This window comes from Streptomyces sp. NPDC104831, from assembly GCF_055583025.1.
Genome location: NZ_JBVJOT010000039.1, coordinates 1 through 22,500 on the forward strand (window position 1 = coordinate 1; position 22,500 = coordinate 22,500).

Annotated in this window: 25 protein-coding genes; 20 read left to right on the plus strand and 5 right to left on the minus strand. The window is 71.9% G+C overall.

Going from position 1 to position 22,500, the window contains the following annotated elements; translation table 11 throughout:
* Positions 1 to 94 precede the first annotated feature (94 nt).
* The 5 genes from ACZ63H_RS24960 to ACZ63H_RS24980 all read right to left on the minus strand — a co-directional run bounded on the left by ACZ63H_RS24960 (position 95) and on the right by ACZ63H_RS24980 (position 3,441).
* The gene (locus ACZ63H_RS24960) at positions 95 to 427 is read right to left on the minus strand and encodes an SH3 domain-containing protein (RefSeq protein ID WP_469868525.1); all 333 of its coding nucleotides are present in this window, start codon (positions 425 to 427) and stop codon (positions 95 to 97) included.
* Between the two features lie 299 nt (positions 428 to 726).
* Positions 727 to 1,428, minus strand: a complete 702-nt coding sequence (locus ACZ63H_RS24965; protein WP_469868527.1) for a hypothetical protein — start codon at positions 1,426 to 1,428, stop codon at positions 727 to 729.
* 16 nt (positions 1,429 to 1,444) lie between these two features.
* A complete protein-coding gene (locus ACZ63H_RS24970) occupies positions 1,445 to 1,927 on the minus strand; it encodes a hypothetical protein (protein WP_469868529.1) in 483 nt (160 codons plus the stop codon).
* Positions 1,924 to 2,478: a DUF4913 domain-containing protein gene (locus tag ACZ63H_RS24975; RefSeq protein ID WP_469868679.1), complete on the minus strand. Its 555-nt coding sequence runs from the start codon at positions 2,476 to 2,478 to the stop codon at positions 1,924 to 1,926. Before ACZ63H_RS24975 ends, ACZ63H_RS24970 begins: the two co-directional genes overlap by 4 nt.
* A 207-nt stretch (positions 2,479 to 2,685) precedes the next feature.
* Positions 2,686 to 3,441: a DNA-methyltransferase gene (locus ACZ63H_RS24980; protein WP_469868531.1), complete on the minus strand. Its 756-nt coding sequence runs from the start codon at positions 3,439 to 3,441 to the stop codon at positions 2,686 to 2,688.
* A 504-nt stretch (positions 3,442 to 3,945) separates the two neighbouring features.
* Between ACZ63H_RS24980 and ACZ63H_RS24985 the strand changes: the two genes are divergently transcribed.
* The 20 genes from ACZ63H_RS24985 (at position 3,946) to ACZ63H_RS25080 (ending at position 22,365) form a co-directional block, all read left to right on the plus strand.
* On the plus strand, positions 3,946 to 5,064 hold the full coding sequence (locus tag ACZ63H_RS24985; RefSeq protein WP_469868533.1) for a C40 family peptidase: 1,119 nt from the start codon (positions 3,946 to 3,948) through the stop codon (positions 5,062 to 5,064).
* Between the two features lie 96 nt (positions 5,065 to 5,160).
* On the plus strand, positions 5,161 to 5,472 hold the full coding sequence (locus tag ACZ63H_RS24990) for a DUF6112 family protein (protein ID WP_221334072.1): 312 nt from the start codon (positions 5,161 to 5,163) through the stop codon (positions 5,470 to 5,472).
* Positions 5,472 to 6,137, plus strand: a complete 666-nt coding sequence (locus ACZ63H_RS24995; RefSeq protein ID WP_469868536.1) for a hypothetical protein — start codon at positions 5,472 to 5,474, stop codon at positions 6,135 to 6,137. Before ACZ63H_RS24990 ends, ACZ63H_RS24995 begins: the two co-directional genes overlap by 1 nt.
* Positions 6,138 to 6,159: 22 nt before the next feature.
* Positions 6,160 to 7,524: an SCO6881 family protein gene (locus tag ACZ63H_RS25000; RefSeq protein ID WP_469868538.1), complete on the plus strand. Its 1,365-nt coding sequence runs from the start codon at positions 6,160 to 6,162 to the stop codon at positions 7,522 to 7,524.
* Positions 7,525 to 7,596: 72 nt separating this feature from the next.
* Positions 7,597 to 9,078: an SCO6880 family protein gene (locus ACZ63H_RS25005; RefSeq protein WP_469868540.1), complete on the plus strand. Its 1,482-nt coding sequence runs from the start codon at positions 7,597 to 7,599 to the stop codon at positions 9,076 to 9,078.
* 142 nt (positions 9,079 to 9,220) lie between these two features.
* On the plus strand, positions 9,221 to 9,700 hold the full coding sequence (locus ACZ63H_RS25010) for a hypothetical protein (RefSeq protein ID WP_469868542.1): 480 nt from the start codon (positions 9,221 to 9,223) through the stop codon (positions 9,698 to 9,700).
* Positions 9,697 to 10,149 carry a DUF6238 family protein gene (locus ACZ63H_RS25015; RefSeq protein ID WP_469868544.1) on the plus strand — a complete coding sequence of 151 codons (453 nt, stop codon included), beginning with the start codon at positions 9,697 to 9,699 and terminating at the stop codon, positions 10,147 to 10,149. Before ACZ63H_RS25010 ends, ACZ63H_RS25015 begins: the two co-directional genes overlap by 4 nt.
* Before the next feature lie 28 nt (positions 10,150 to 10,177).
* A complete protein-coding gene (locus ACZ63H_RS25020) occupies positions 10,178 to 11,695 on the plus strand; it encodes an ATP-binding protein (protein WP_469868546.1) in 1,518 nt (505 codons plus the stop codon).
* Positions 11,696 to 11,716: 21 nt separating this feature from the next.
* On the plus strand, positions 11,717 to 12,205 hold the full coding sequence (locus tag ACZ63H_RS25025; protein ID WP_469868548.1) for a hypothetical protein: 489 nt from the start codon (positions 11,717 to 11,719) through the stop codon (positions 12,203 to 12,205).
* Between the two features lie 256 nt (positions 12,206 to 12,461).
* Positions 12,462 to 13,028, plus strand: a complete 567-nt coding sequence (locus ACZ63H_RS25030; protein ID WP_469868550.1) for a hypothetical protein — start codon at positions 12,462 to 12,464, stop codon at positions 13,026 to 13,028.
* Between the two features lie 53 nt (positions 13,029 to 13,081).
* Positions 13,082 to 13,585 (plus strand): hypothetical protein, encoded by a 504-nt coding sequence (locus ACZ63H_RS25035; protein WP_469868552.1) that lies wholly within the window; start codon positions 13,082 to 13,084, stop codon positions 13,583 to 13,585.
* 811 nt (positions 13,586 to 14,396) lie between these two features.
* Complete coding sequence (locus ACZ63H_RS25040) at positions 14,397 to 14,834, plus strand: hypothetical protein (protein ID WP_469868554.1); 438 nt, start codon at positions 14,397 to 14,399, stop codon at positions 14,832 to 14,834.
* 47 nt (positions 14,835 to 14,881) lie between these two features.
* Entirely contained in the window at positions 14,882 to 15,619 is a 738-nt protein-coding gene (locus ACZ63H_RS25045; RefSeq protein WP_469868556.1) for a glycosyltransferase family 2 protein, read from the plus strand.
* Positions 15,612 to 16,724, plus strand: coding sequence for a hypothetical protein (locus ACZ63H_RS25050; RefSeq protein ID WP_469868558.1), 1,113 nt, complete (start codon positions 15,612 to 15,614; stop codon positions 16,722 to 16,724). The genes ACZ63H_RS25045 and ACZ63H_RS25050 overlap by 8 nt, the downstream gene beginning before the upstream one ends.
* Positions 16,725 to 16,744: 20 nt before the next feature.
* A complete protein-coding gene (locus tag ACZ63H_RS25055) occupies positions 16,745 to 17,200 on the plus strand; it encodes a hypothetical protein (RefSeq protein WP_469868560.1) in 456 nt (151 codons plus the stop codon).
* Positions 17,197 to 17,538, plus strand: a complete 342-nt coding sequence (locus tag ACZ63H_RS25060) for a hypothetical protein (protein WP_469868562.1) — start codon at positions 17,197 to 17,199, stop codon at positions 17,536 to 17,538. Before ACZ63H_RS25055 ends, ACZ63H_RS25060 begins: the two co-directional genes overlap by 4 nt.
* Before the next feature lie 88 nt (positions 17,539 to 17,626).
* Positions 17,627 to 18,682 (plus strand): hypothetical protein, encoded by a 1,056-nt coding sequence (locus ACZ63H_RS25065; protein WP_469868564.1) that lies wholly within the window; start codon positions 17,627 to 17,629, stop codon positions 18,680 to 18,682.
* Between the two features lie 329 nt (positions 18,683 to 19,011).
* Positions 19,012 to 19,233, plus strand: a complete 222-nt coding sequence (locus ACZ63H_RS25070) for a hypothetical protein (protein ID WP_469868681.1) — start codon at positions 19,012 to 19,014, stop codon at positions 19,231 to 19,233.
* A gap of 193 nt (positions 19,234 to 19,426) precedes the next feature.
* Positions 19,427 to 20,569, plus strand: coding sequence for an AAA family ATPase (locus ACZ63H_RS25075; protein WP_469868566.1), 1,143 nt, complete (start codon positions 19,427 to 19,429; stop codon positions 20,567 to 20,569).
* Positions 20,566 to 22,365, plus strand: coding sequence for a vWA domain-containing protein (locus ACZ63H_RS25080; RefSeq protein WP_469868568.1), 1,800 nt, complete (start codon positions 20,566 to 20,568; stop codon positions 22,363 to 22,365). Before ACZ63H_RS25075 ends, ACZ63H_RS25080 begins: the two co-directional genes overlap by 4 nt.
* Positions 22,366 to 22,500: the final 135 nt, after the last annotated feature.

Genomic DNA, 22,500 nt, shown 5'->3' on the forward strand with positions numbered 1-22,500 from the left:
CTGGGAACGACGCGACGACATCCACGAAGCCTTCCTCGGCCTCGCCACCTGCCTCATCACCTACCGCCACGTCCAACGCCTTTGTTAGGACCTCTTAGTCGAGGCACATGGGGACGTCGCGGTAGACGTAGGCGGCGGACACCCAGCCCTTCACGCCCGTCGTGCGGTCCGTGATGTAGCGCCAGCTCCCGCTGGTGTTGTGGACGGTGAACTTGTGCCCGCGGTACAGGATGCCGACGGCAGTGGACTTGGCCGACGCCTTGGAGCGGATGGTCACGGCCTTCGTGCCGACGATCCAGGGACCCGAGTCGTTGCAGGACTGGGTCAGGGCGTTGACCGGAGCGGCCGTGGCGGTCGTGGCCGACGCGATCGGCAGAGTGAGGGCGCCCAAGAGCGCGGCGGTCGCGGCAATTCTGGTTGCACGCATGCGGAAGTGGCCTCCATGCAGGGAGAAGAGAATGGGGGGTGCCGGACCGGTGTTGTCCCGGCGGCCGTATAAGAGTCCGAGGAATCGCCGGTTTGGCCAACCGGCGATCATCGGGTATGTTGCGCCGCGCAAATCGCAGCCGGGGCTTCGAGCGACCGCACCGACAGCCGGTGAGCGGCTGATTGTGGCTGCGGAAACCGGGCCGGAAGAAGATGGCTTTTACACGGTGCGGTGGGCGCCCACGGCGGATCAGTGCGAGCAGCACCACCAGTTCGTGGCGCGGGCAGCCGGTTAGTGAGTCAACGCCGTTGTGTGGGAGTGGACGGCCACGCCCCTGGTCGCGGTGCCGGCGACGGCGCTTGGGCCGTCGGGGATCGGCGGCTGGCGGCCAGCGCGGCGCGGCCGGTGCCGGTCAGGCTGACGGGCTGGCCGGCGTGGACGGGATGGGTGGTGTCGATGTCCACGAGGCCGGCGGAGTGCAGCCGCTGCAGGTGGGCGTAGGGGATGCGGGTACCGGCAGCGCAGGTCACCGACAGGCGGCTGGTCAGGAGATGCTCGTGCAGTTTGGCGCCGCCGGTGATGGCTAGCAGTGCGGCCTGATCGGTGGCGGTGATCTGCGGTTCGCCGGACGGTGGGGTGGCGCGGGCGGCGGCTTCGATCGGCTCCAGCGCGGCGAGGACACGCCCTGCGGCGCTGTCGCGGGCGTCGGCGGCTTCCTCCAGCTGGTCCACGGTGCGGTCGATCCGCTCGAACAGGGCGGCGTCGACCGGGTACTCACCCGAGGACAGGCGGTGGAGGAGGGTGCGGTAGAACGTGACGCTGGTCTCGGCCGCCGCCAGTGCGCGGTGCCGGTCGACCAGCTCGGTGTACGGCTCGTCCAGGAGGCCGCGGTCATGGTGGGCCCACAGAGTGTCGGCGTCATAGCCGGTCGCAGCCTCGATACGGGGGTCTAGCTGAGAGACGGCGCGCCGGGCGGTCGTGGGCGCCGGTTCGGGAGGCAATAGCGGCTCCTTGTGGTCAGCGGGTGTGAAGCGGGGAGGCGCTCTGTGCCAGGTGGGGCAGGCCTGGCATGGCGGACGGCAGCGGGATCCTGCTGGATACGGTCTGCCGTGCTTCCAGTTGCGGGGAGCGGGAGCGTGCCGCGTGGGTGCGGGCGCTCAGCGGCCGGCGGCGCATGCCGAGCCGGCGGCCGACCTCGTCGTAGATGTCGTTGCCCGCCCTCGGCCGGACAGCGACCACATAGACGTCGCGTGTGTGCGCGGACGTCTGGGGTGCTGGGCGGATGCCGTAGACGACGCGCCAGTCCCGGCGGGCGTCCACGAACAATTTGCGGTAGCCCTCAAGGTCACCGGTCAGGCGGGTCCCGAAGCGTTCGGCGTTCACCACTTCCTGCAGGTAGGCGAGGGCGAGGTCGCGGATGTCGGAGGGCGCCCGCAGGAGGTCGGTCAGCGCACGGGGGTCGAAGCTGAGGCCGAAGGCCGGCCGCTGGTCCTCAATCATGACGCCGGCCCGGGCTCACCGGGCCCGGGCGCGGGGGCCTCGGGGTCCTTCTCCGTGCGGGCGGAGGGGGGCGGTCCGGGAAGGAGGCGGTGGGCGGGGCGCTCGGGGGAGGTCATGCAGGCGGACAAGGGGCCACCGGGTGCGCGGATGGCCGCCATGGCGTGGGTGAGGAAGTCGCGGTGCCACACGAACATGCCGGCCAGGCCCGCCTCGGGGTCCTTGTGCTGCTGGTAGGCCAGCCAGAGGGCGTGCAGCCAGGCGACGACGTCGCTGTGTTCCTGCCATTGCAGGCACCAGGGCGCCGCGGTGGTGACCTCCGCTCCGTAGACCGGGAGGAGGAAGTCGTCGACCCAGTCCGACAGCGCGTCCAGCTCGTCCTCGTACACCTCGCCTTCCAGCTCCAGGATGGGCCGCGGCTCCGGCGCGGCCGGTGCCGGCGGCCCGCCGAAGCCGGGCATGCCGAACGCCGCGAACGGCGACGGCGAGAGGGCGGGGGGCGGGGTGGAGGCGAGGTGGTCCAGCTGCCGGGCCTGCTCCGCGGTCTGCTCCATCAGCCGGCGCACACTGGCTTCGATCCCCTCCAAATGGGTGTCCGGGATACGCACCGGGTCCGGTCCCCCGTCGGCCGGGGGCTCAATCGATTCGGGCATGAAGGAAAAACCTCCTGAGTGCCAAGGCAATAAAGGCAAACGGAACCCGGTAACGCACCGGCTGAATGCTGCGGGCGCCACCCGTAGGTGTGGCGAGGGATTGTGGCGTCAGGCGGTGAGGACCATGTCGTCCTGGCCGAGGCTCTGGCGGATGGTTTCCGTGAGCCGGTCGGCAGCGACGGACGCGTAGTGCCCGGTCTTCTCCACGCCGATGAAGTCCCGGCCTTCGAGGAGGGCGGCCACGCCGGTGGAGCCGGAGCCGGCGCAGAAATCGAGGACCGTGCCGCCCGGCGGGCTGATCTTGACCAGCTCGCGCATCACCTCGACCGGCTTTTGTGTGATGTGCTGGCGCTTGGATCCCGACGGCTGGGAGGCGGAGTACAGGCCCGGCAGATAGACGGGGTTACGGGAGGCGTCGATCGCGCCCTTGGACGCCCACACGACGAACTCACAGTTCTGGGTGAAGCGGCCCTTCTGGGGCCGGGCCTGGGGCTTGTGCCAGGCCACGACGCCGCGCCACAGCCAGCCGGCCGCCTGGATCGCGTCCGTGGTGATGGGCAGCTGACGCCAGTCCGTGAACAGCAACGCCACGCCGCCGTCCTTGGTGAGGCGGTGAGCCTCGGTCATGATCTGCGTCAGCCAGAACCCGTAGGAACGCTGATCCATGTTCTCGCCGGTGAAATCCGGCAGCGTGTGCTTGGCGTCGGCGGAGGTGTACTTCTGCTTCGCGGAGCGGCTGGTGCGCTCCTTCGCCGTCCTTCCGCCCGAGTTGTACGGCGGGTCGGTGATGACCGCGTCGACGCAGTCGTCCGGGAGCTTGGCAAGAACGCTCAGAGCGTCGCCCTGATGCAGGGAAAAAGGCAAAGAGAGAACCCCGATTCGGGTGAGAGCGGGTGGAGGTCCCCATCGTGTGCAAGCCCGGCAGGCCGGCTTTCGGGCATGGAGAGACCCGTGGCCGGCCGGTTGGGGAGAGCGAGAGGAGTTGAAAAACTGTAGACCCGGATCGGCCGACGACCAAGAAGTGGCCTATGGGGGGCCGGATTCCGGCCCCTCGCCGCCGACTTTTTGGTCAACGGCCGTTTCGCGTCTACTGTTTTTGAACCCGGCCGGCGCACACCGCCGTTGCCCGCTTGTCTCCAGTGCCTCGTGGAGGTTCCCCGTGCCCGCGCACACCTAGACCACTGCCCGGCAGCGCAGGCGAGCGGCTACTCGCCCGCGCCAGCCCGTTCCCTTACGCCCGCCCCGGCCGCCGCGGTCCCTTCCACCACGCTCCGCGCCCGCGCGGCCGGACACTGCACCCGGAGGATGCATGACCTCTCGTTACCCGCCCCTGCCCGAAACCGATAACCGGTCAGCGGGCGCTTCGGGTTGAAGGCGCTCGCCGCCGGCATCGGCGTCGTCGTCCTCTCCCCTCTCCTCCTGGGCACAGGCGCCATGATGATGGCCACCTCCAGCGAAGCCGCCCAGAACACCGCCTCACTGGACTGCCTGACCGACGTGGACACGGGCAAGATCGCCGACCAGGTCACCGAGATCCTCGACGGTGCGGACGCCTCCAAGGTCCACATCAAGGGCCTGGACCTGCCCGCCGAGCAGATCCCGAATGCGCAGACCATCGTCGCCACCGGCATCAGCCTCCACGTGCCCCCACGTGGGCAGATCGTGGCGCTGGCCACCGCGATGCAGGAGTCCCGACTGCGCAACCTGTCCGGTGGCGACCGGGATTCCCTCGGCCTGTTCCAGCAGCGGCCCAGCCAGGGCTGGGGCACCACCGAGCAGATCCACGACCCCGTCTACGCCAGCGAGCAGTTCTACAAGGCACTCCTACAGGTGCACGGCTGGCAGCAGATGACCGTCACCCAGGCCGCCCAGGCGGTGCAGCGCTCCGCCTACCCGGACGCCTACGCGCAGTGGGAGCCGCTCGCGACCGCCCTGCAACAGGCCATCTCCGCCACCTTCCCCAACTCCGGGAACTCCGGGACCAGGGACAGCAGCAAGGACGACGCGGTGCCCGCCGCCGTCTGCAGCACCGCGGACGGCACGTCGTTCGGCCCGATTCCCGAGGGCGCCGTTCCGAAGGGCTACGCGATCCCGAAGGACGCCGATCCGCGGGCCCGTAAGGCGATTGTCTGGGCGATGCACCAGCTCGGCACGATGTACCAGTGGGGCGGTTCCTGCACCAACCCGCACGGGCCCGACGCCATGGCCCGCTGCGACTGCAGCTCGCTGATGCAGCAGGCGTACCGCCACGCCGGTGTCACCCTCACCCGCACCACCTACACGCAGGTGGGCGAGGGCAAGGCCGTCTCACCGAAGGCCCTGAAACCCGGTGACCTGCTCTTCAGCCGCGGTACGGCCGCTCGTCCGGAGCACGTCGGCATGTACATCGGCGAGGGCCTGGTCATCGAGGCCCCGCGTACCGGCAAGCCGGTGCGGATCACGCCGCTCAAGGACTGGGCCGTCCTCGCCGCCCGCCGCGTCCTGTGACGCCGCGCCCTCTCACGCCGCCCGGCGCACCTTCCCCGTCTTCCTGCCCCCTGCCCGTGCCTTCTGGCCCGCACACGCAAGGAGTCTTCTATCCCCGTGTCCCTGCTCGCCGACCGTGTCGTCCAGCTCGCCTACGATCCGGGCATCTCCCCCAAGGGCGGTGGTCTTCCGGGCCTGTCCGTCCTGAAGAACGTCGTCAACTCGATCAACCTGTTCGGCATCATCGCGGTCGTCGGTGCTCTCGCCGTCAGCCTCGCGGTCTGGGCGTGGGGCCATCACACCGGTGGTCACCAGGCCGAGGCCAACGGCAAGAAGGGCGCCACGGTCGCCGCCGGCGCCGCCCTCGGCCTGGGTGCGGCCAATGGCATCGTGGCCTTCTTCTCCAGCCTGGGGTCGCAGGTCCACTGATGCTCAAGCGCCTTACCGACTACAGCCTGCGCTGGTCGCCCAGCCGTCGCGTCACCGTGATCGGGATCGGCCTGGTCTGCCTGCTGGCCCTGGCCGCCGTCACCGCCTTCCTCACCGGCCGCGGCACCCACCCCGACGCCGCCCCAACCCCTTCACCCGCGCACCGGTCCGCCGCCCCGGCCGGCCAGCCCTCCTCCTGGAGCGGACCAGTGGCCGGGCCGCCGAGGATCTCCGATCCGGTGGAGTTCGCCCAGGCCGCCGCGAAGATGCTCTGGTCCTACGACACCCGCACCACCAGGCAGGCCCAGCATCTGACCGGCATGCGGGCGTGGATGACGAAGGAAGACGAGTACGGGGACTGGGCTTCGGTGGCGGCGCAGATCCCGGATCCGGTGCTGTGGTCGCGGATGGCGGACCAGGAGCAGCACGCCACCGCGACGATCGCCGAGGGCCACTACCCGTCCGCTTTCAAGCAGGCGCTCGCCGAGGATCCGGCCGCGATCACCAAGGCGTACATCTACGCGGTGACCCTCACCGGCAAGCAGACGATCACCTGGGCCCAGGGCGGCACGGGGGCGGAGGCCCGCTCGGTCACCCTCGCCGTCCAGTGCCGCCCCTCCACCGACTGCTTGCTCGTCGCCATCGCCCCGCGCGTCGCGCCCTGACCTGACCTGAAAGGAGCACACCGTGGGGTTTTGCAACCTGCCGCTTGCGGACAAGGTCTGCTCGGTCGGCGAGGCGATCGACTTCGCCTCCGACCCGGGCAAGTACATCGGCAACTGGATGGCGAGAAGCGCCGGCGAACTCGCCGCGTCCGCGGCCGACCTGGCGTCCAAGGCCGTCGATGCCACCACCCGCGTCGATTTGAACGCGGGATGGTTCCGCGACAACTACGAGACGATCCTGCCCATCGGCCTGGTCGTCCTCGTGGCCACCTTCTGCGCGCAGCTGGTGCGTGCCGCGATCCGCCGCGACGGCCAGGCCCTCACCCAGGCGTTCACCGGCACCGCGTCCGGGGTGATCTTCTCGTTCACGGCCATCGCTCTGACCACCGTCGCAATCGAAGTGACCGACGCCCTCTCGGCGGGCCTGTTCGAGGCCGCGAACACCGACCTCGCCTCCGCGGTGCGGCGCATCGTCAAGGTCAGCGCCCTGGCACAAGTGGCCGGGCTGGGCTGGCTCGTCGCCGTCTTCGCCGGGCTGGCCACCGCCATCGGCGCATTGCTGTTCTGGTGCGTGATGATGGTGCGCAAGGTCGGCATCCTGGTCATGGTCACCCTCGCCCCCTTCGCCGGTGCCGGCGGTGGCTGGGAGGCCGCGCGCCGCTGGCGCAAGGGCTGGATCGAGGCCACCGCCACCCTGGTGGTCTCCAAGCTGCTGATGACGATCATCTTCGTCCTTGGTATCGCCTCGATGGGCAACTCCGACACCAAGGACGGCCTGGCGGCCCTGGCCGACGTCCTCGCCGGCATTGTGATCATGATCTTGGTGCTGCTGTGCCCGTACGCGACGTTCAAGTTCGTGCACTGGGCGGCCGAGGGCTCCGACGGGGAAACCCTGCACCGCGCCGGCGGTGCCGGTGCCCAGATGGCCCGGCAGCACGCCGAACGCGCCGGGAGAAAGGCCGTCTCCATGGCGGCCACCGCCGGAGCCGGCGGTGCCACTGCCGCTCCGCAGGGCCCGGACAGTGTGCCCGGCCAGCACGGCTTCCCCGGCGACATCGCCGCCAGCCCGTCCGGCAACGGAGACGACTCCGCAAAAGACGCGGGCACGGGTGGCACGTCCGCCAAGACCGGCGTGGAACAAGCCGTTCAGCCACTACCGGCCCATGCCGCCGAGGACACCAGCGGACACACCGTAACCAACCCCAGCACCCCCGGCAGCACCGGTTCCCACCACGCCTCCCCCTCCAGCGGGCACGACGTGCGATGGCGGCCGACCCCTCCAACGACGGCACCGCCGCCGCAGGGCGCCGCGCCCATCCCGGGCACGCAGAACGCCGCACCGAGCGGCCCGGTGGCGCCTCCGTCGCCGCCTCCGGCCGGTCTTTGACCTCCCGCCCGATCCCCGGTCCCCGGGGGCGGGAGCCCTCCCGCCCCCGGGCCTTCGCTCCAGGACCCGCCCTTGTCCGACCTCGCCACCACCCAAGCCGCGCCCCCGACCGTCAAGTTCCCGCACCGCAGCCGACGCGGCATCCTCCTCGGCCTCACCCCGCACCAGCTCGTCCTCGTCGCCACCGCACTCGCCCTGCTCCTGATCACAGTCCTCACGACCGGGCTGCTCGGTGTCATCGCCCTGTCCCCGCTGTGGGCAGCCGTGACAGCCCTGGTCACGGTCCGCAGGCAGGGCCGCTCCCTGATCGACTGGGCGCCCGTCGTCGCCCGCTACGCCTGGCGCCGCCACACCGGACAGACCCTGTGGCTCGCACGGCCCGTCACCCGCCCCCGCCAGGACGGCCTGCTCCACCTGCCCGGCAGCGCCGCCTCCCTCAAGGTCGTCACCCCCGGCGACTCCGCCAACGGCGCCGCCGCCGTCCACGACCCGCACCAGCAAACCCTCACCGCCGTCGCCCGCGTCAGCAGCCGCGCGTTCGCCCTGCTCGACCCGTCCACGCAGAACCACAACGTCAGCGGGTGGGGCCGTGCGCTCGCGGGCACCGCCCGCACCGGGCACGTCGCCACCGTGCAGGTCCTGGAACGCACCGTCCCCGACTCCGGAGACACCCTGGCCCGGCACTGGACGCAGCACGGCCGGCCCGACACACCGGTCGCCGGCCAGGTGTATGCCGACTTGGTCGCCTCCGCCGGACCGGCCGCCGCCCCGCACGAGACCTATCTGGCCATCTCCCTCGACCTCAAGGCCGCCAAGCGCCTGATCTCCCAGGCCGGCGGCGGCATCCCGGGCGCGTTCACCGTCCTGCAGCAGACCACCGCCTCGATCGCCCAGGCCGCCCGCAACGCCGGGCTGATGATCACCGGGTGGCTAACCGCACGGGAGATCGCCGCGGTCATCCGCACCGCCTACGACCCCCACGCGCTCGCCGCACTCCAGCAGTGGTCTCCCACCGGCCACGCACAAGCCGACCCGGCCGCCGCCGGCCCCGTCGTCCAGGTCGAGGAGTACGACCGGATCGCCACCGACTCCGCCCGGCACGCCACCTACTGGGTGGAGAACTGGCCCCGCACCGAGGCGCCCGCGGGGTTCCTGCACGGGCTGATGTTCACCGCCGGAGTGCGCCGCACCCTGTCCCTGACCTACGTCCCGCAAAGACTCGAGTCCGCACTGCGCGATGTCCAGCGCAAGAAGGCAGCGATCATCGCCGACGCCTCCGAACGCGCCCGCCGCGGGCAGGTCGACAGCGAAGAGGACTCCATCGAGTACGCCGACGTCAAAAACCGCGAGCGGCAGCTGATCGCCGGGCACGCCGACGTCGCCCTGACCGGCCTGGTCACCGTCAGCGCCGACACCGACGCAGCCCTGGACGCCGCGTGCGCGCAGATCGAGACCGCCGCCGTCACCGCCGGCGTCGACCTCCGACGGCTGTGGTACCAGCAGCCGGACGCCTTCGCCGTCGGCGCACTCCCCCTCGCCCGCACCACCCTTTAACGCCTCTCTGGGACGCGCACTGACACCGAACACCGACCACGACCGGCTCCTGGAGGAGCTGCGGGCTCTGCTGGCCTCCTGTGAGGAGCTGTCCGCCCGTCACCGCACCGAACTCGGCAGGTACCTCGACGCCGAGGGCGAGGTGATCGAGGACAAGCTCTACGAATACAACGACGCCCGTATCACCACCGCCATCGAGGCCAGCGATCACTTGGGCACCGTGCGAGCCCGCCTGGCCGCCTTCCTCGGCCCGCCGGCGCCCAGCCCGTTCACCCTCACCTTCGCCGGCCTGGAACGCCACATGGGCGAAGCCCCCACCAGCTTCGTCGTCAACGCCATAGACCTCGGTGACGCTCTCCGTAACCTGGCACGCCTCCCCAGCTGGCGTGAGTGGTACCTGGCCCACGGCGGAACGCCGGACGGCCGGGACGCGGACGTCGTCTACCTGCCGCAGCAGAGCCACCCCGGCTTTCCCCCGCTCGGCCACTACAACGACATGCGCGGCGAACAAGGATCCACCGAGACCGGCAGCAAACTCATCCACCGCGCTCATCCCCCCGCAGTGACCGCACCGGCTCCGGCCCCCGCTCCCGCCTCCCCGGCGGCAAGGACCATTCTTTGACCCAGCCCCGCCTCAGCGTGCCCGACTCGCACCCCTACCTGCGGGCCGCCACCTCCGGCGTCCGCCACCACGCACGCGCTCTGACCCGCCCCGGGCCTGCCGGTCCGCCGGACCGGGCCCACCTCGATGTCCTCCACGCCCACCTCACCGAACTGCACCGGCTGATCGACCAGCTGGCCGAGGCGGCACGCCCCCCGCACCCCGCAGCGGGCCGGCACCTCGCCGCCGCCCACACCCGCTTGTGGCAGGCCGCCACCGACGTCCACGCGGCCTTCCACCTCCTGCCCACCGCGCACACGGACTCGGCGACGTGCCGCCCCGAACAGCTCCCCGACGGCCCGCCGTTCCTCACCATCTGCCAGCGCCACCTCGCGGCCGGACACATCGTCCGCCGCAAGACCACCCCCACCGACCTGCGTGCCCCGCACACCACCTCGTGCGTGCGGTGAGCCTCACCCGACAAGACGAGGCGCCCCTATGACCCACCGGCCCGCCCGCCGCGCCCGCCGGGCCTCCGCCTCCCCGCTGTTCACCCCGCACGGCACCGACCGCGCCGCCCGGCGTGCCGCCCGCCGCAGGCTCGCCGAAGCCGCCGCGAAAGCCCGCACCGAAACCACCGACCGCACCGTGGCCGGCGCCGGTTCGGCCGAGCGCGACACACCGCCGCCGGTCTATCCGGCGGGCGGACGCCCCGGCCGGGCCTCGGCGCGCGGAAACCGGCTGAAGCTGCCCGCCCACCGCATGACCACCGCCATCGCGGCCGGCGCCTACCCCTTCCTTGCCGAAGGCGGTCTGGGCGCCGAGGGCATCTACATCGGCCGCGACGTCCACGCCGAAGCGTCCTTCGTGTTCGACCCGTTCGCCTTGTACGGCAAGGTGGAGGGCTTCACCAACCCCAACGTGCTGCTGGCCGGGGTGATCGGCCAGGGCAAGAGCGCGCTCGCGAAATCGTTCGCTCTGCGCTCGATCGCGTTCGGCTACCGCGTCTACGTCCCCTGCGACCCGAAAGGCGAGTGGACGCCGGTCGCCCAGGCGCTGGGGGGCACCTGCGTGGCCCTGGGCCCTGGTCTGCCCGGCCGCCTCAATCCCCTGGACGCCGCCCCGCGCCCGGACAGCATCAGCGAGGCCGACTGGGAGAGCGAGATCCGTAAACGCCGGCTTCTCCTGCTCGGCTCGCTGGCCCGCACCGTGCTGGGCCGGGACCTGATGCCGATGGAGCACACCGCGCTCGACGTCGCCCTCGACGTCGCGGTCACCCACGCCGCCGGCACCGGCCGGACACCGCTGCTCGGCGATGTGGCCGCCGCCCTCAACCAGCCCGCCGAGTTGGACGAGGCCGCCGGGACGATGGCCGGTCAACTGGGTGATGCCGCCCGTGACCTCGCCCATGCCGTGCGCCGCTTGGTGCACGGTGACCTGGCCGGGATGTTCGACGCTCCCTCGACCATCCGCTTCGATCCGCGGGCGCCGATGCTGACCATCGACCTGTCCCGGCTCGGCGGGTCCGGTGACGACACCGCCCTGGTGCTCGCCATGACCTGCGCTTCGGCCTGGATGGAGTCCGCCCTCACCGACCCGCACGGCGGCCGGCGCTGGATCGTCTACGACGAGGCGTGGCGCCTGATGCGCCACGTCGGCCTGCTCCAGCGCATGCAGGCCCAGTGGAAGCTCTCCCGCGGCCTCGGCATCGCCAACCTGATGGTGATCCACCGGCTGTCCGACCTGCTCACCGCCGGCGACGCCGGATCACAGGGCCGGGCCCTGGCCGAGGGCCTCCTCGCCGACTGCTCCACCCGGATCATCTACCGGCAGGAGACCGACCAGCTCCACGCCGCCGCCTCCCTGCTCGGCCTGACCTCCGTAGAAGTCGACGCCATCGCCCACCTCAACCGCGGACGCGGCCTGTGGAAGGTCGCCGGTAGGTCCTTCATCGTTCAGCATCTCCTGCATGCCCTTGAGCTGGCGCTTTTCGACACCGACGCCCGCATGCACTGACACCCGCACCGGAAGCCCTCCTTGCCGCACCCGCCTCCCCCACGGCCGCCCGATCACTCCGAGCCCGACAACCTCTACCGCAAAGCCCGCCGCGACGCCTCCCCCTTCCTGGCCGCCCACCCCCTCCCCGGCCAGCCGGTCGCGGTGCCGGACCTGACGCCCTACCTCCAGGCACTCCCCGACGCCCGGACGCCTGCCGAGGTCAGCGCCCTCACCCACCAGCTGGTCGCCGCCACCGCACCCGTCCTCGACCACATCGCCGGCCACTTCGTCACCCTCGCCCTCTGGTCCGGCACCGAGCACCGGCACACCCCCCAGTCGGTGCGCCTGCTGCGCGAAGCCGCCCTGAGCATCCGCACCGCGCTGACCAAAGTGGCCCAGGCCGACCTGGAAAATCTCCGCGCCCACTACACGCCGCCCACGGCAGGCACAGAACCCGCAGGCGCGTCGCCCACGGCCGCCACCGCGCCACCTGGCCAGGCTCCTTCCTCGGCCGGGCCGCGCCGCTGACGCCCCCCTTGGCCACTCGCCCTCACCACCAGGAGAAACTCACCTGCCTCCGCACGTCTCCAGCACCTTCACCACCGGCCTCGCCGCGCACCTGCCCGGCCACTGGACCCGCCGGGACCCCGAGATCCTGCCCTTCAAAGACCAGTGCCGCCTCGCAGGCCGCGTCTGGGACTGCGGCACCGTCCACTCGGCCCTGCTCGACTGGCCCGACACCCCCCTCACCGTCCTCGACGGGCCCGAAGGCCAACAGCTCATCGTGATACCGCGCCCCCGCTCCTCGGACCAGTACCTGGTAGCGCCCCTGCGGCCCGACGGGCTGCGACCGCACCACTTCAGCGGGATCAACGAGCCGAACGGCATCTCCGTGCCCGACGATCCCGTCCGTGCCGCCGCCCAGGTCACACGCCGCGTCCTGCCCCACTACGCCGAAGCGCTCGCCGCCGTCCGCGACAAGGTGCGCCTCCAGCCGGACCCACCGCACCGGCCAGCCGCACCCGAGGTCACCGAATCACTCACCCTGATCTGGTATCCCGACGGTGTGGTCGGCACCCCGTATGACAGCGTGCCCGCCGCGGCCCGCCCCGCGCTCTACCAGGGCTGCTTCCAGTACAGCCCCGACGAGGCGGCGTTCGTGCTGCCCGCCTCGTACAACGCCGAGACACGCGCCCTCCTGCTCCACAGCGTGCTCCTGAAGCTGACCGCCCAGGGCATCGGCGTGAACCTCCGTCACGCCACTCCCACTCTTCCCGCACCCTCCCGCACAACGGCTCCGGCACACGGCGCGCCCCCTGCCCCGAAGCAGCCGACGGCCGCGCGGCGATAGCGACCCGGGCCCTTCACGTGCGACCACCCGGGCTGTCCGATGGGGACCAGCGGATGCTGCTACACGGCATCGCCGACCAGCTCAACACCATCGCCGACCAGTTCCCGCTGCCCGACCAGGTCCGTGCCGACCCAGCGGTCGGGGAGGTCCTGGAGGACGAAATACGGAACCTGGCACGCCTGCTGGTCTACCTGGCCGGCGAGAGCGCCTTCCGTCAACGGGCCTCGGCCCGCTATCCGGACCAGGCCACGCCCTCCCAGCGCCGCACCACGCTCGCCCTCGCCCGTGCCGCCGAACCCACAGGCTGTGCGCTCGCCGCCCTCGGCAGCGCCGTCCACCACCTCGGCGCCCTGTCCGACCTCACCCATCAGGCCCCGGGACATGGCCACGACCGAGCCGCGGCAGCCGCACACCAGCACCTCACCGAACATGTCACCGAGGCCCGCACCCATCTGATCCGTGCTGCCCAGCAACTGCGTCGCGCCGCAGACACCCGCCCGGCACCACCCGCTGCGGCCCTGCCTTCCCCGCCGGCGAGCCCGGCCCGCGCCCGCTGACCTCCCCCTGCCCCGTGCGCGCCCGCTTCTCCGCCTCTGCATCCTGCGGCTGCCGCACGGCGGCCGAGACCGCCATCCCCGACTTCTCTCTGCAAGGAGCCGATTCTGCGAGACCCCGACTTCGAGCTGTACGACAACGTCGGCCGTGACGCCGACCAGATCGCCGCCGCCCGCTACGGCATCGCCACCGACAACGACCTGCTGCGCTGGGCCGAGCGCGACGCCGCAGACTTCCTGACCCGGCACCCGCTGCCGGAGCAGGCCCTGCCCAGCCCGGACCTGACCCCGTATCTCGACGCCCTCGCCGCCGCCGAGACCCCCGCCCAGGCCAGCGCTGTCACCCAGCACCTGCTGGACGCCGCCCACCCCCTGCTCCACGCAATCAGCGACTACCTCGTGGCCGCCGTCCGATGGCGGGACCAAAACCGCACGGCGGAGCCGGGGTCACCGCCGAAGATGCTGATGACCGCGGCTAGCCACAGCCTGTCCGTACTGGCCCTCGCCTACCAAGCGGACCTGGCACTCCTGCGCGCCGAATACGACCCGGCACCCGCCCCGCCCAGCCCTCAGCATGGCCCGAAGGCACCCGGCCTTCCCCCCTCGCCTCCCAGCACCCCGCCCGCCGGCCCCGCCCCGGGCCGCTGACACCAACCCCTTCTCTGGAGTTCTTCTGTCGACCCGTTCCTTCATCGCCCGTCCCACCGCGAGCGGCTACACCGGCATCTACGTACACCTCGACGGCGATCCGGCCGCGAAGCTGCCCCTGCTCCTGACCGCCTTCCAGTATCGGTTCGCACGCGACCTCGATGCCATGACCCGGCATCTCGTGGACGACGCGACCGTCGGCTGGGAAGAGCTGGGCACCGACCTCCTCGACGGCGCACCGGCGTACATCGTCGAAGGGCTGACCCGTGGCGAGCAGTGGCCCAGCAGGACCATGGGCCACCTCATCACCCCCGACGGCTCCCCGCCGGCCCGTATGCCGGTCACCGAGAAGGACGCGGCGGACCAGGACCTGGAGTGGGGCTATGTCCTGCGCCCGGAGGGCATCGAGGTGATCAGCGTGCCGTACGCCGATGTCGGCCCGGTCGTCGGCTGGGACACCTCCCCCCTCACCTGCTTCAGCGACCCCCGTTACTGGCTCGCCGTCACCTCCCAGCCGCCGCTCGCCGCGCCCGCCCCTGCGGCCGGACCGGTGCAGACAGCTCCCGCGTCGGCGCCGCCGTCCCGGGCGACAGCCCGCCGCTGAACCACCCAGTACCGCACTCTGGAGACCTTGCCCTGCCCACGCAGCCTGTGATCACGGTCGTCATCGCCACCCGCCTGCGCGAGGACCGCCTCGGCTTCCTGACCGCCCTGCACACCAGCCTCACCCGGCAGACCGTCCCGTGGGAGGCCGTCATCGCCCTCGACGGCGCCGACCCCGCACGCCTTCCAGCTCCGCTGGCCGCTGATCCGCGGGCCCGTACGCTGGCGTTGCCGCGGCCCGTCGGCGCCGCCTGCGCCCGCAACCTCGCCCTCAACCTCGTCCGCACCCCGTATGTGAACTGGGCGGACGACGATGACCTGTTCCCCGACGGCGCGCTGGCGGCACGGCTCGCCACCCTGGAACAGGCGGGGGTGGGCTGGTGCGCCGGATGGAGCGAGGACCTCCATCCCGACGGCACCACCACGCTGTGGCGGTGTCCGACACCGCCCGGCCGGCACGAGGCGGGGGATGTGTGGACGTACTGGCGCTCGCCGGCCGACACCCTCCCCATCGGGCCGACCACCCTCCTGGCCCGCACCGAGCTGGTGCGCGCGGCCCCGATGGGCGGCCTGGTCCAGGGCGAGGACTACATGACGGCCATCGGCATCACCAGCCTCGCCCCGGGGATCCTGCTGCCCCAGCCGGTCTACCGCTACCGCAAGCACCCCGGGCAGATGACCGCCCAGCCCGGATACGACCAGCTGGAGAGTGCCACCCGTGAGCACGCCTGGCAGTACGGCCGCAGCCTGCGCTCGCTCATACGCCGTAAGGCCGTCCATGGCTGACGCGCAGATCACCCTCGCCTACAGCCGGGACTTGGGCGTCGTCGCCACCGCCACCGGCAAGCAGTACGAGTCCGCGCAAGAGGTTTTGAGCGAGACCGGGTTCTGCCGGGGTGAGGGTGGGGTGTACTGCTTGCCCGATGCGGACGAGGCGGCGGCCAGAGACGCCCTGGGCCCTCTGGTCCGGTCTGCCCGGACATCGAAAATCGAGGTGACGGCCAGCAGCCGGCGCTTCATCGGGGACACCGCCCGCGACATCGCCCGCCTCCTGCCCGGCCAGTGGGACACGCAGATCGAGATCTACTCCCACCCGGTGTGGCAGGAAGACCTCATCCCCTACTTGTGGGGCAGCGGCGACCTCGCCGACGCCGTGCGGGCTACCCAGGTCCCCTACGCCGCCACCCTCACCAACCGGGCCACCGATACCACCCTGCTGTTGGCCGAACGCCCCGGTCACCGGCACGACTACCTGGTCGGCGCCTTCGCACCCGAGGCGTTCGGCGAGGTGGACGGTTCACGAGGTCCGCGCAGCATCATCGTGCTGCCGCTCCCCGGCCGTGCGGCACAGGCGATCACCGAGCGGTACCTGCCCGCCTACGACCGGGCCGTCCACGATCGGCGCTTGACGATGGTGGCCGAAGCACTCGGCCTCATCCGGTCAGAGCTGGATGCCCGGCACGAACCGCGCGCCACCACGGGGGCCGCGACTGCTCTGACGGCTGGTCCCGGTATTTCTGCCACGGCGGCCGGTGCCTTCCTGGACCGTGCGTGGCGGGAGTTCCTCACCGTCATGGACCACGCCCCGATGCTGCTGGACCGGTGCCGCCCCGAGGCCAGCTACTGGCCGCAGGACGCCGAGGCCCTCAACCGGCTCACCGCCGCACTCCTCACCGCGCAAGAAACACGCGACGACCTGAACAACGGTGCCGTGATGACCCGCGCCGAACACCACCAGCGCGCCTGGCCGGTAATCGTGACCTGGCTCACCCACAGCGACAGCTTCCTGCGCCAGGCCCGCGCCGCGGCACCCAGCCCGCCCCAGGCACCCGCGCTCCCCGCACCACCGCCCCGCGCCCTGCCCGCGGGCAACCCCGCCCACCGCCTTTGACCGTAGGAAGGCCCCCCTTCTTGGATCCTGGCACGCACTTCACCTTCGGCACCCACCCAGAACACGGCTTCGTCGCCGCGTTCACCGCGGCCATGCCCGCCCACCTGGGCCACTGGTTCCTCACCCGCGAGCAGTTCGAGCCCGTCCCCGGCCATCCCGCACTGTTCCGGCTCATCGAGCCCGACCGTGACGGTCCGCGACGCGCCCGCCACACCGTCAACGACCTGCGCACCCTGGGCTACACGGTGTCCGCCGACCTCCGCCTCGCCCCTGACCCCGACCCACCCTCACGGTCAGCGCGCCCGGCCCGACCACACGCTGTGCCCGAGCGGCGCGCCCGGCTCGCCCAGGCGGCGGCCGTACGCTCCCCGCAGCACCGTGTCACACCGCCCACCACCGCACCCGCCGTCCGGCAGATCCCTCCGAAGCCCGCCTACGCCCCGACCGTGCACCTGCACACGGGACGGTCGCGATGACGCCCGACGACGAGACCATCCGCATCACCCGGGGGCAGGGCGGCGAGGTGGAAGTCAGCGGAAGGATCGACGCGGTCGCCCGGGAGGTGCTGATCCGGGCGGGGTTCCTCTTCCTGCCGGCGCTGCGCGGCCGGGTCTGGATCCGGCTGCCGTTCGACCTCGGAGCGGACTGGGAGAACCGGCACGCGAGCTGGGCAGCGGGCATGCTCACCACCGCCCGCTACCGCGTGCACCTCGACCCCGGCCTGCGCTACACCCCGCCCGACGAGCCAGCCTCGCCCGCACGCCCACCGGCCATGACCGCCCAAGCCCCGCCCAGCAGGCCCCAGCGCCGCTGAAACCTTCCGCCGGGAGAACCCGATCTCTGACACCACCCCGTCCAGCGCGGCACAGCTCGCCGACCGGGCGCGCAGTTTCCGGCTGCGGATGGCGGTCATCGACCGCCAGAGTGAGACCGCACTCGATGCCACCCGGGACCGCTACGGCCGCACCGTCCACCACGACGCCGCCACCGCCGCCCGGGACAGCCGCAACCAGGCCGCCCTCGCCACCTACGCCATCCACCTCGCCGAGCACGGCCAGCAGTTGCTCACCACCGCACGCAGCGGTCTGGACTGCCTGCCCCCGGCCCCGCACACCGAAGCCTGGCGCGACCTGCTCGACGCCCTCGCCGCCTCCCACGCCGACATCACCCGCGCCCTCAACCACCCAGCAGCACCCGGGTCAGCCGAGCAGCGCGCCCAGCACGCGGCCGTGTGGCCGCACCTGGCCTTCTGGGCCGATTACGGCTCCATCGCCGCCAGCCTCGCCGACCAGCACCAGCACCCCGCGCCCGAACTGTCCGCCGAGGACAAGCGCCGGTGGACCGACCAGGCCCGTGCCGCCCGGCAGCGGGGCGAACTGGAGCCGATCGAGTCCTGGTACGCGGCCGACGGCCGCCTCATCACCCTCGCCTACCTGGTCCAGGACGACACCTCCACCGTCATCGCCCTGGCCGGCGACCTGGACGCCGCGGCAGGCTGGGAGGTCATCGGGCACTACGAGCACGAATCCGCCGCCGGCCAGGCCCTGCCCCGCGCGGTCCCGCCCGGAGTCCTGCGCCCGGACGCCGCCTCCCGCTTCAACCGGCCCGAGCCCACACCCGAACGGCCCGTGCAGGAGCTGCTCCAAGAAGTGGTCGAAGCCCGCACAGCCGGAGAAGTATCCGAGGCCCTGCTCGCCGCCGCCCAGCCCGGCTACGAAGCCGGCCCCCTCGTCCGGCTGGAGCGCCTCCTCGACACCGCGGCCCGCTTCTCCTACGCCCTGGACACGGTCCGCGGCCAGCAGACCGGCGCCCGGCTCGCTGCCCTCGGCCGCCAACTCGCCTTCCTCACCCAGGAAGTCCATGACGCGGCCGAGGACCTCGGCGCGACCGTCGGCATCCTGCCCCCACACCGCACCCCGGTACCGCCCCGGACACGGCCCCGCCCCGCCCCGCCGTGAGGACCACCCCTCCCACACCACCGGCCCGCAGCACGGCCACCGCCCGCCGGGCGTAGGCCCACCGCTTTCATTCCCTCCTTCAACGACCTGTTCAAGGAGATCGATCTATGACTGTGGTTGGTACACCCGGCTATCAGAACGTGCGGAAGGCGAGCCGGGTAGCTGCGCGGCAGTGAGGCCCGCCCTGGAGCATGTCGGCGGTCATTGCCCATCGTTCGTGGTCCAGCCACGCACCGTTGATGTGCTAGAAGCTCCGGGCCCGCCTCGCCTTCGCCCAACACACCACCGATAGGAGATCCGCCTTGCCCGAAGCACCAGCAGAGCCGTTCATGACGATCCGGCACACCATCACCGGCGAGATCACCACCACCGGCTACAACGCCGCCGCCCGGCGGATCCTGCTCCAGTCCGGCTTCGAAGAGACGCCGGGCTGCGCCTGCCGGGCGACAGAACCCGGCACGCAGCGGACGCACGGGCCTGCTGGGCAGTCAGCGAGCTGCCCGGCGCCGTCCACCCCGTGCACTTGGACCGAGCCCTCGGGCGGCCGGTGAGCGTCGACGGTACGTACCGGTTGGCCCGGTCGCCGATGTCGGCACAGTCCGTGTCCGCTCCGGGAGCGGCCAGCCTCTTCAGCGCATCGCCAACCCCGCCTGCACCCGCACCTGTTGAAGGGGCTGCGTTTTGACCACACCCGGAACGCCTACTGGTCCAGCGCGCACCAAGGGCGGCGAACTACGGGCTAAGGTGGCCCGGCTGCTGGCCGACCGGCCGGCGGACGCGCTCACCATCGGGGACATGGCCAGGCAGCTGGGCCACTCCCACGGCGCCGTCCGCAACGCCGCCCTCACCCTGGTGCGGCGCGGCGAGGCCGACCAAGGGGGAACCGGGCAACCGGAGTTCCGCGCGAACGCGAAAACCGCCGCAGCCGCGCAGACCGCTGTGATCAGCCCACCGGGCACCCACTCTCCCCGTGCCCAGGCGGCCACGGCCCGCACGACCATTCCCGCAGCAGCCACGCCCAGGCAGACCGGCCCGATCCGCCGCGCGGGGGGCCAGCTCTACCACCCCCGGGAGCTGGCAGATCTGCCCGACGTCGAGGCGTTGAATCGCTTGCGCGACGCCGACGTGCCGGTGCTGCTCTACGGCCCTCCGGGCACCGGCAAGACGAGTCTGGTCGAGGCGGCGTTCCCGGACCTGCTCACCGTCGCCGGCGATGGCGACACCACGGTAGGCGACTTGATCGGCGAGTACACGCAGGACGACGCGGGAGCCTACGTCTTCCAGTACGGTCCGCTGGTCACCGCGATGACCGAGGGCCGCGCCCTGCTGATCGACGATGCCACCTTGATCTCACCGAAGGTCCTGGCGGCGCTGTATCCCGCGATGGACGGGCGCAGGCAGATCCAGGTCAAGGCACACAAGGGCGAGACCATCAAGGCCGAGCCGGGCTTCTACGTGGTGGCGGGTCACAATCCCGGCGTCCACGGCGCGGTGTTGACGGAGGCGCTCGCGAGCCGGTTCAGCGTGCAGATCCAGATCGGCACGGACTATGACCTCGCCCTGGCCTTGAGGATCGATGCCCGGGTGGTCCGGGTCGCCCGAAACCTTGCCCACCAGGTCGAACTCGGCGAGCTGGGCTGGGCCCCCCAACTGCGGGAACTGCTCAGCTACCAGAAGACCGAGGCCGTCCTCGGCACCAAGGCCGCGCTCGCGAACCTCGTCGGCATCGCTCCTGCGGAGGATCGCGACACCGTGGCCGCCGCCGTCATCAAGGCTGTCGGCATCAAGGAGATCGCGCCCCTCACCCTCGGCAAACAGCTCCCCGCCTCAGCCGCCCGGCTGCCCCCGGGCAGCACCGGCTCCGCGCACCGGGGCCGCTTGCGATGAGCGCTCACCACCACGTCCAGTCCCCCGCCACCACGCCGGACGACGACGCCGACCTCGCGCGATGGGACGACGACGGCGCCCCGCCCGCGCAACCCCGTTCCTCCCCGGCCGCGTGGCTGCGCGTGGGAGCCGAACTCGGCGACCGGCTGGTCGCCCTCTCCGGCCGCCGGGATCTCCTCGTCACCTGCCGCCCCGGCACGCGCAGCGGCGCACCGGCCGCGTTCTTCCCCACGCTGGGCGAGGTCGAGTTCGACGCCGGCCTGTTCGCCCCGCTCCAGCCCCACGAGATCCATCCGCGGATCGTGGGCGACGAGGACCGGTATCCCGCTGCCTGGGGAGTGTTCGTCCACGAGGCCGCGCACGCCGCCCACTCCGTCTGGACGGCGCCTGCCGGAGCGGACCCCCGTGTCGTCAAGGCCGCGCACCTGCTGGAGGAAAGCCGTGTCGAAGGCGCGCATCTGATCACGCGGCCCACGGACCGCACGTATCTGCGCACCAGTGCCCGAACCCTGGTCATGCCCGACATCGCCCACCCCACCCTCCAGGGCATCGAGCACGCCGCCGCCGTGGCAGCCCTGGTCCTCGGCCGCCGTGACGTCGGCATCCTGGACGCCGGCGAGACCCGGGCCGTCGCCGAACTGTGCGAAAAGGTGCTGGGCGCGGACCTGCTGGCCACACTCACCCGCATCTGGACCGCAGCTCACCAGTGCGCCGACCACGACGCCACGACCATGCTCGCGCACGCTCAAGAATGGTGCGACGCTCTGGAGACCGCGGTCCCCGCACAACCCGTGCCGGAGAACCTCACCGATCTGCTGTCCGGCGCCGTGGGGGTCGTCATGGACAGCACGGCAGCCACCGACGCCGCCGACCTCGCGGCACAGGCCGCAGCGACCAACGCCATGGCCGCGCAGTCCAAGGCGCAGGCACAGGACCGCGCCCAGCAGGCCGGCCAGCGACGCAGAGCCGCCGCCACCGCCAGGTCGGTCTTCAACGCCCGTGGCACCACCGTCACCCCCGACGGCACACCGGCGCCCCGTAACAACCCGGTCACCGGCACCCGCAGGCCCACCGCCGCCGAGCAGAGTGCCGCCGCGCGCCTGAGCCGCGCCCTGCGTGCCGCCGCCTACCGCGAGCGGACCGAGGAGCGGACCACCAGCCCCACCCCGCCCGGCCGCCTCAACATGCGCGCGGCCCTCGCCCGCGATGCTCAGCGCGCAGCCGGGTCAGTCCCCACCGCGGAACCGTTCACCCACACCCGCCGCCGGAACTCTCCCACCCCACCGCTGCGTGTGGGTATCGCCGTCGACGTCTCCGGCTCCATGCGTGCCGCCTGCGCGCCCGTCGCGTCCGCTGCCTGGATCGTGGCACGCGCAGCAGCCCTGACCGGCCCCGACTCCCGTACCGCCACCATCGCCTATGACATGCACCTGACCGCATTGACCCGACCCACCCACCGAGCACCAGAGCGCGTGACGACGTTCGATGCCAACGGTGGCCGCCACAACCTCGGCGACGCCATCGACGCACTCGACCACGGCCTCGAACTCAGCCGCCCCGGCGCCGGCCGCCTCCTCGTGATCGTCACCGACGCCCGGTACCGCAGCGACGAAACCGCTCAAGCCGTCACCCGCGTCAAGCAGCTCACGACCGCCGGCTGCGCCGTGCTCCAGCTCACCCTCACCGCGGAGTCCCGCCACTTGCCGGGGACCACCTTGCTGCACCTACCCCAGCCCTCCAGCGCTCCCGTCGCCATCGCCAGGGCGGCCACAGACGCCATCCGCAGGACACGCTGAGACGACGCAGAAGACGGAAGCGTCCCCGAGACCACCGCCAAGCACTCCAGACCACCTCCGTCCGCCGCATGAATCGTGCTCCTGATGCACGACCCTCCGCAACGACGCAGGCCACCACGCCAACAGCCAACGAAA

Bases quoted from the DNA above. Each gene is read 5' to 3' on its own strand.
- ACZ63H_RS24960 (WP_469868525.1), bottom strand. From the start codon at position 427: ATGCGTGCAACCAGAATTGCCGCGACCGCCGCGCTCTTGGGCGCCCTC.
- ACZ63H_RS24970 (WP_469868529.1), bottom strand. From the start codon at position 1,927: ATGATTGAGGACCAGCGGCCGGCCTTCGGCCTCAGCTTCGACCCCCGT.
- ACZ63H_RS24975 (WP_469868679.1), bottom strand. From the start codon at position 2,478: ATGGAGCAGACCGCGGAGCAGGCCCGGCAGCTGGACCACCTCGCCTCC.
- ACZ63H_RS24995 (WP_469868536.1), top strand. From the start codon at position 5,472: ATGCTCAAGCGCCTTACCGACTACAGCCTGCGCTGGTCGCCCAGCCGT.
- ACZ63H_RS25020 (WP_469868546.1), top strand. From the start codon at position 10,178: ATGACCCACCGGCCCGCCCGCCGCGCCCGCCGGGCCTCCGCCTCCCCG.
- ACZ63H_RS25035 (WP_469868552.1), top strand. From the start codon at position 13,082: ATGCTGCTACACGGCATCGCCGACCAGCTCAACACCATCGCCGACCAG.
- ACZ63H_RS25040 (WP_469868554.1), top strand. From the start codon at position 14,397: ATGACCCGGCATCTCGTGGACGACGCGACCGTCGGCTGGGAAGAGCTG.
- ACZ63H_RS25050 (WP_469868558.1), top strand. From the start codon at position 15,612: ATGGCTGACGCGCAGATCACCCTCGCCTACAGCCGGGACTTGGGCGTC.
- ACZ63H_RS25060 (WP_469868562.1), top strand. From the start codon at position 17,197: ATGACGCCCGACGACGAGACCATCCGCATCACCCGGGGGCAGGGCGGC.
- ACZ63H_RS25065 (WP_469868564.1), top strand. From the start codon at position 17,627: ATGGCGGTCATCGACCGCCAGAGTGAGACCGCACTCGATGCCACCCGG.
- ACZ63H_RS25070 (WP_469868681.1), top strand. From the start codon at position 19,012: ATGACGATCCGGCACACCATCACCGGCGAGATCACCACCACCGGCTAC.
- ACZ63H_RS25080 (WP_469868568.1), top strand. From the start codon at position 20,566: ATGAGCGCTCACCACCACGTCCAGTCCCCCGCCACCACGCCGGACGAC.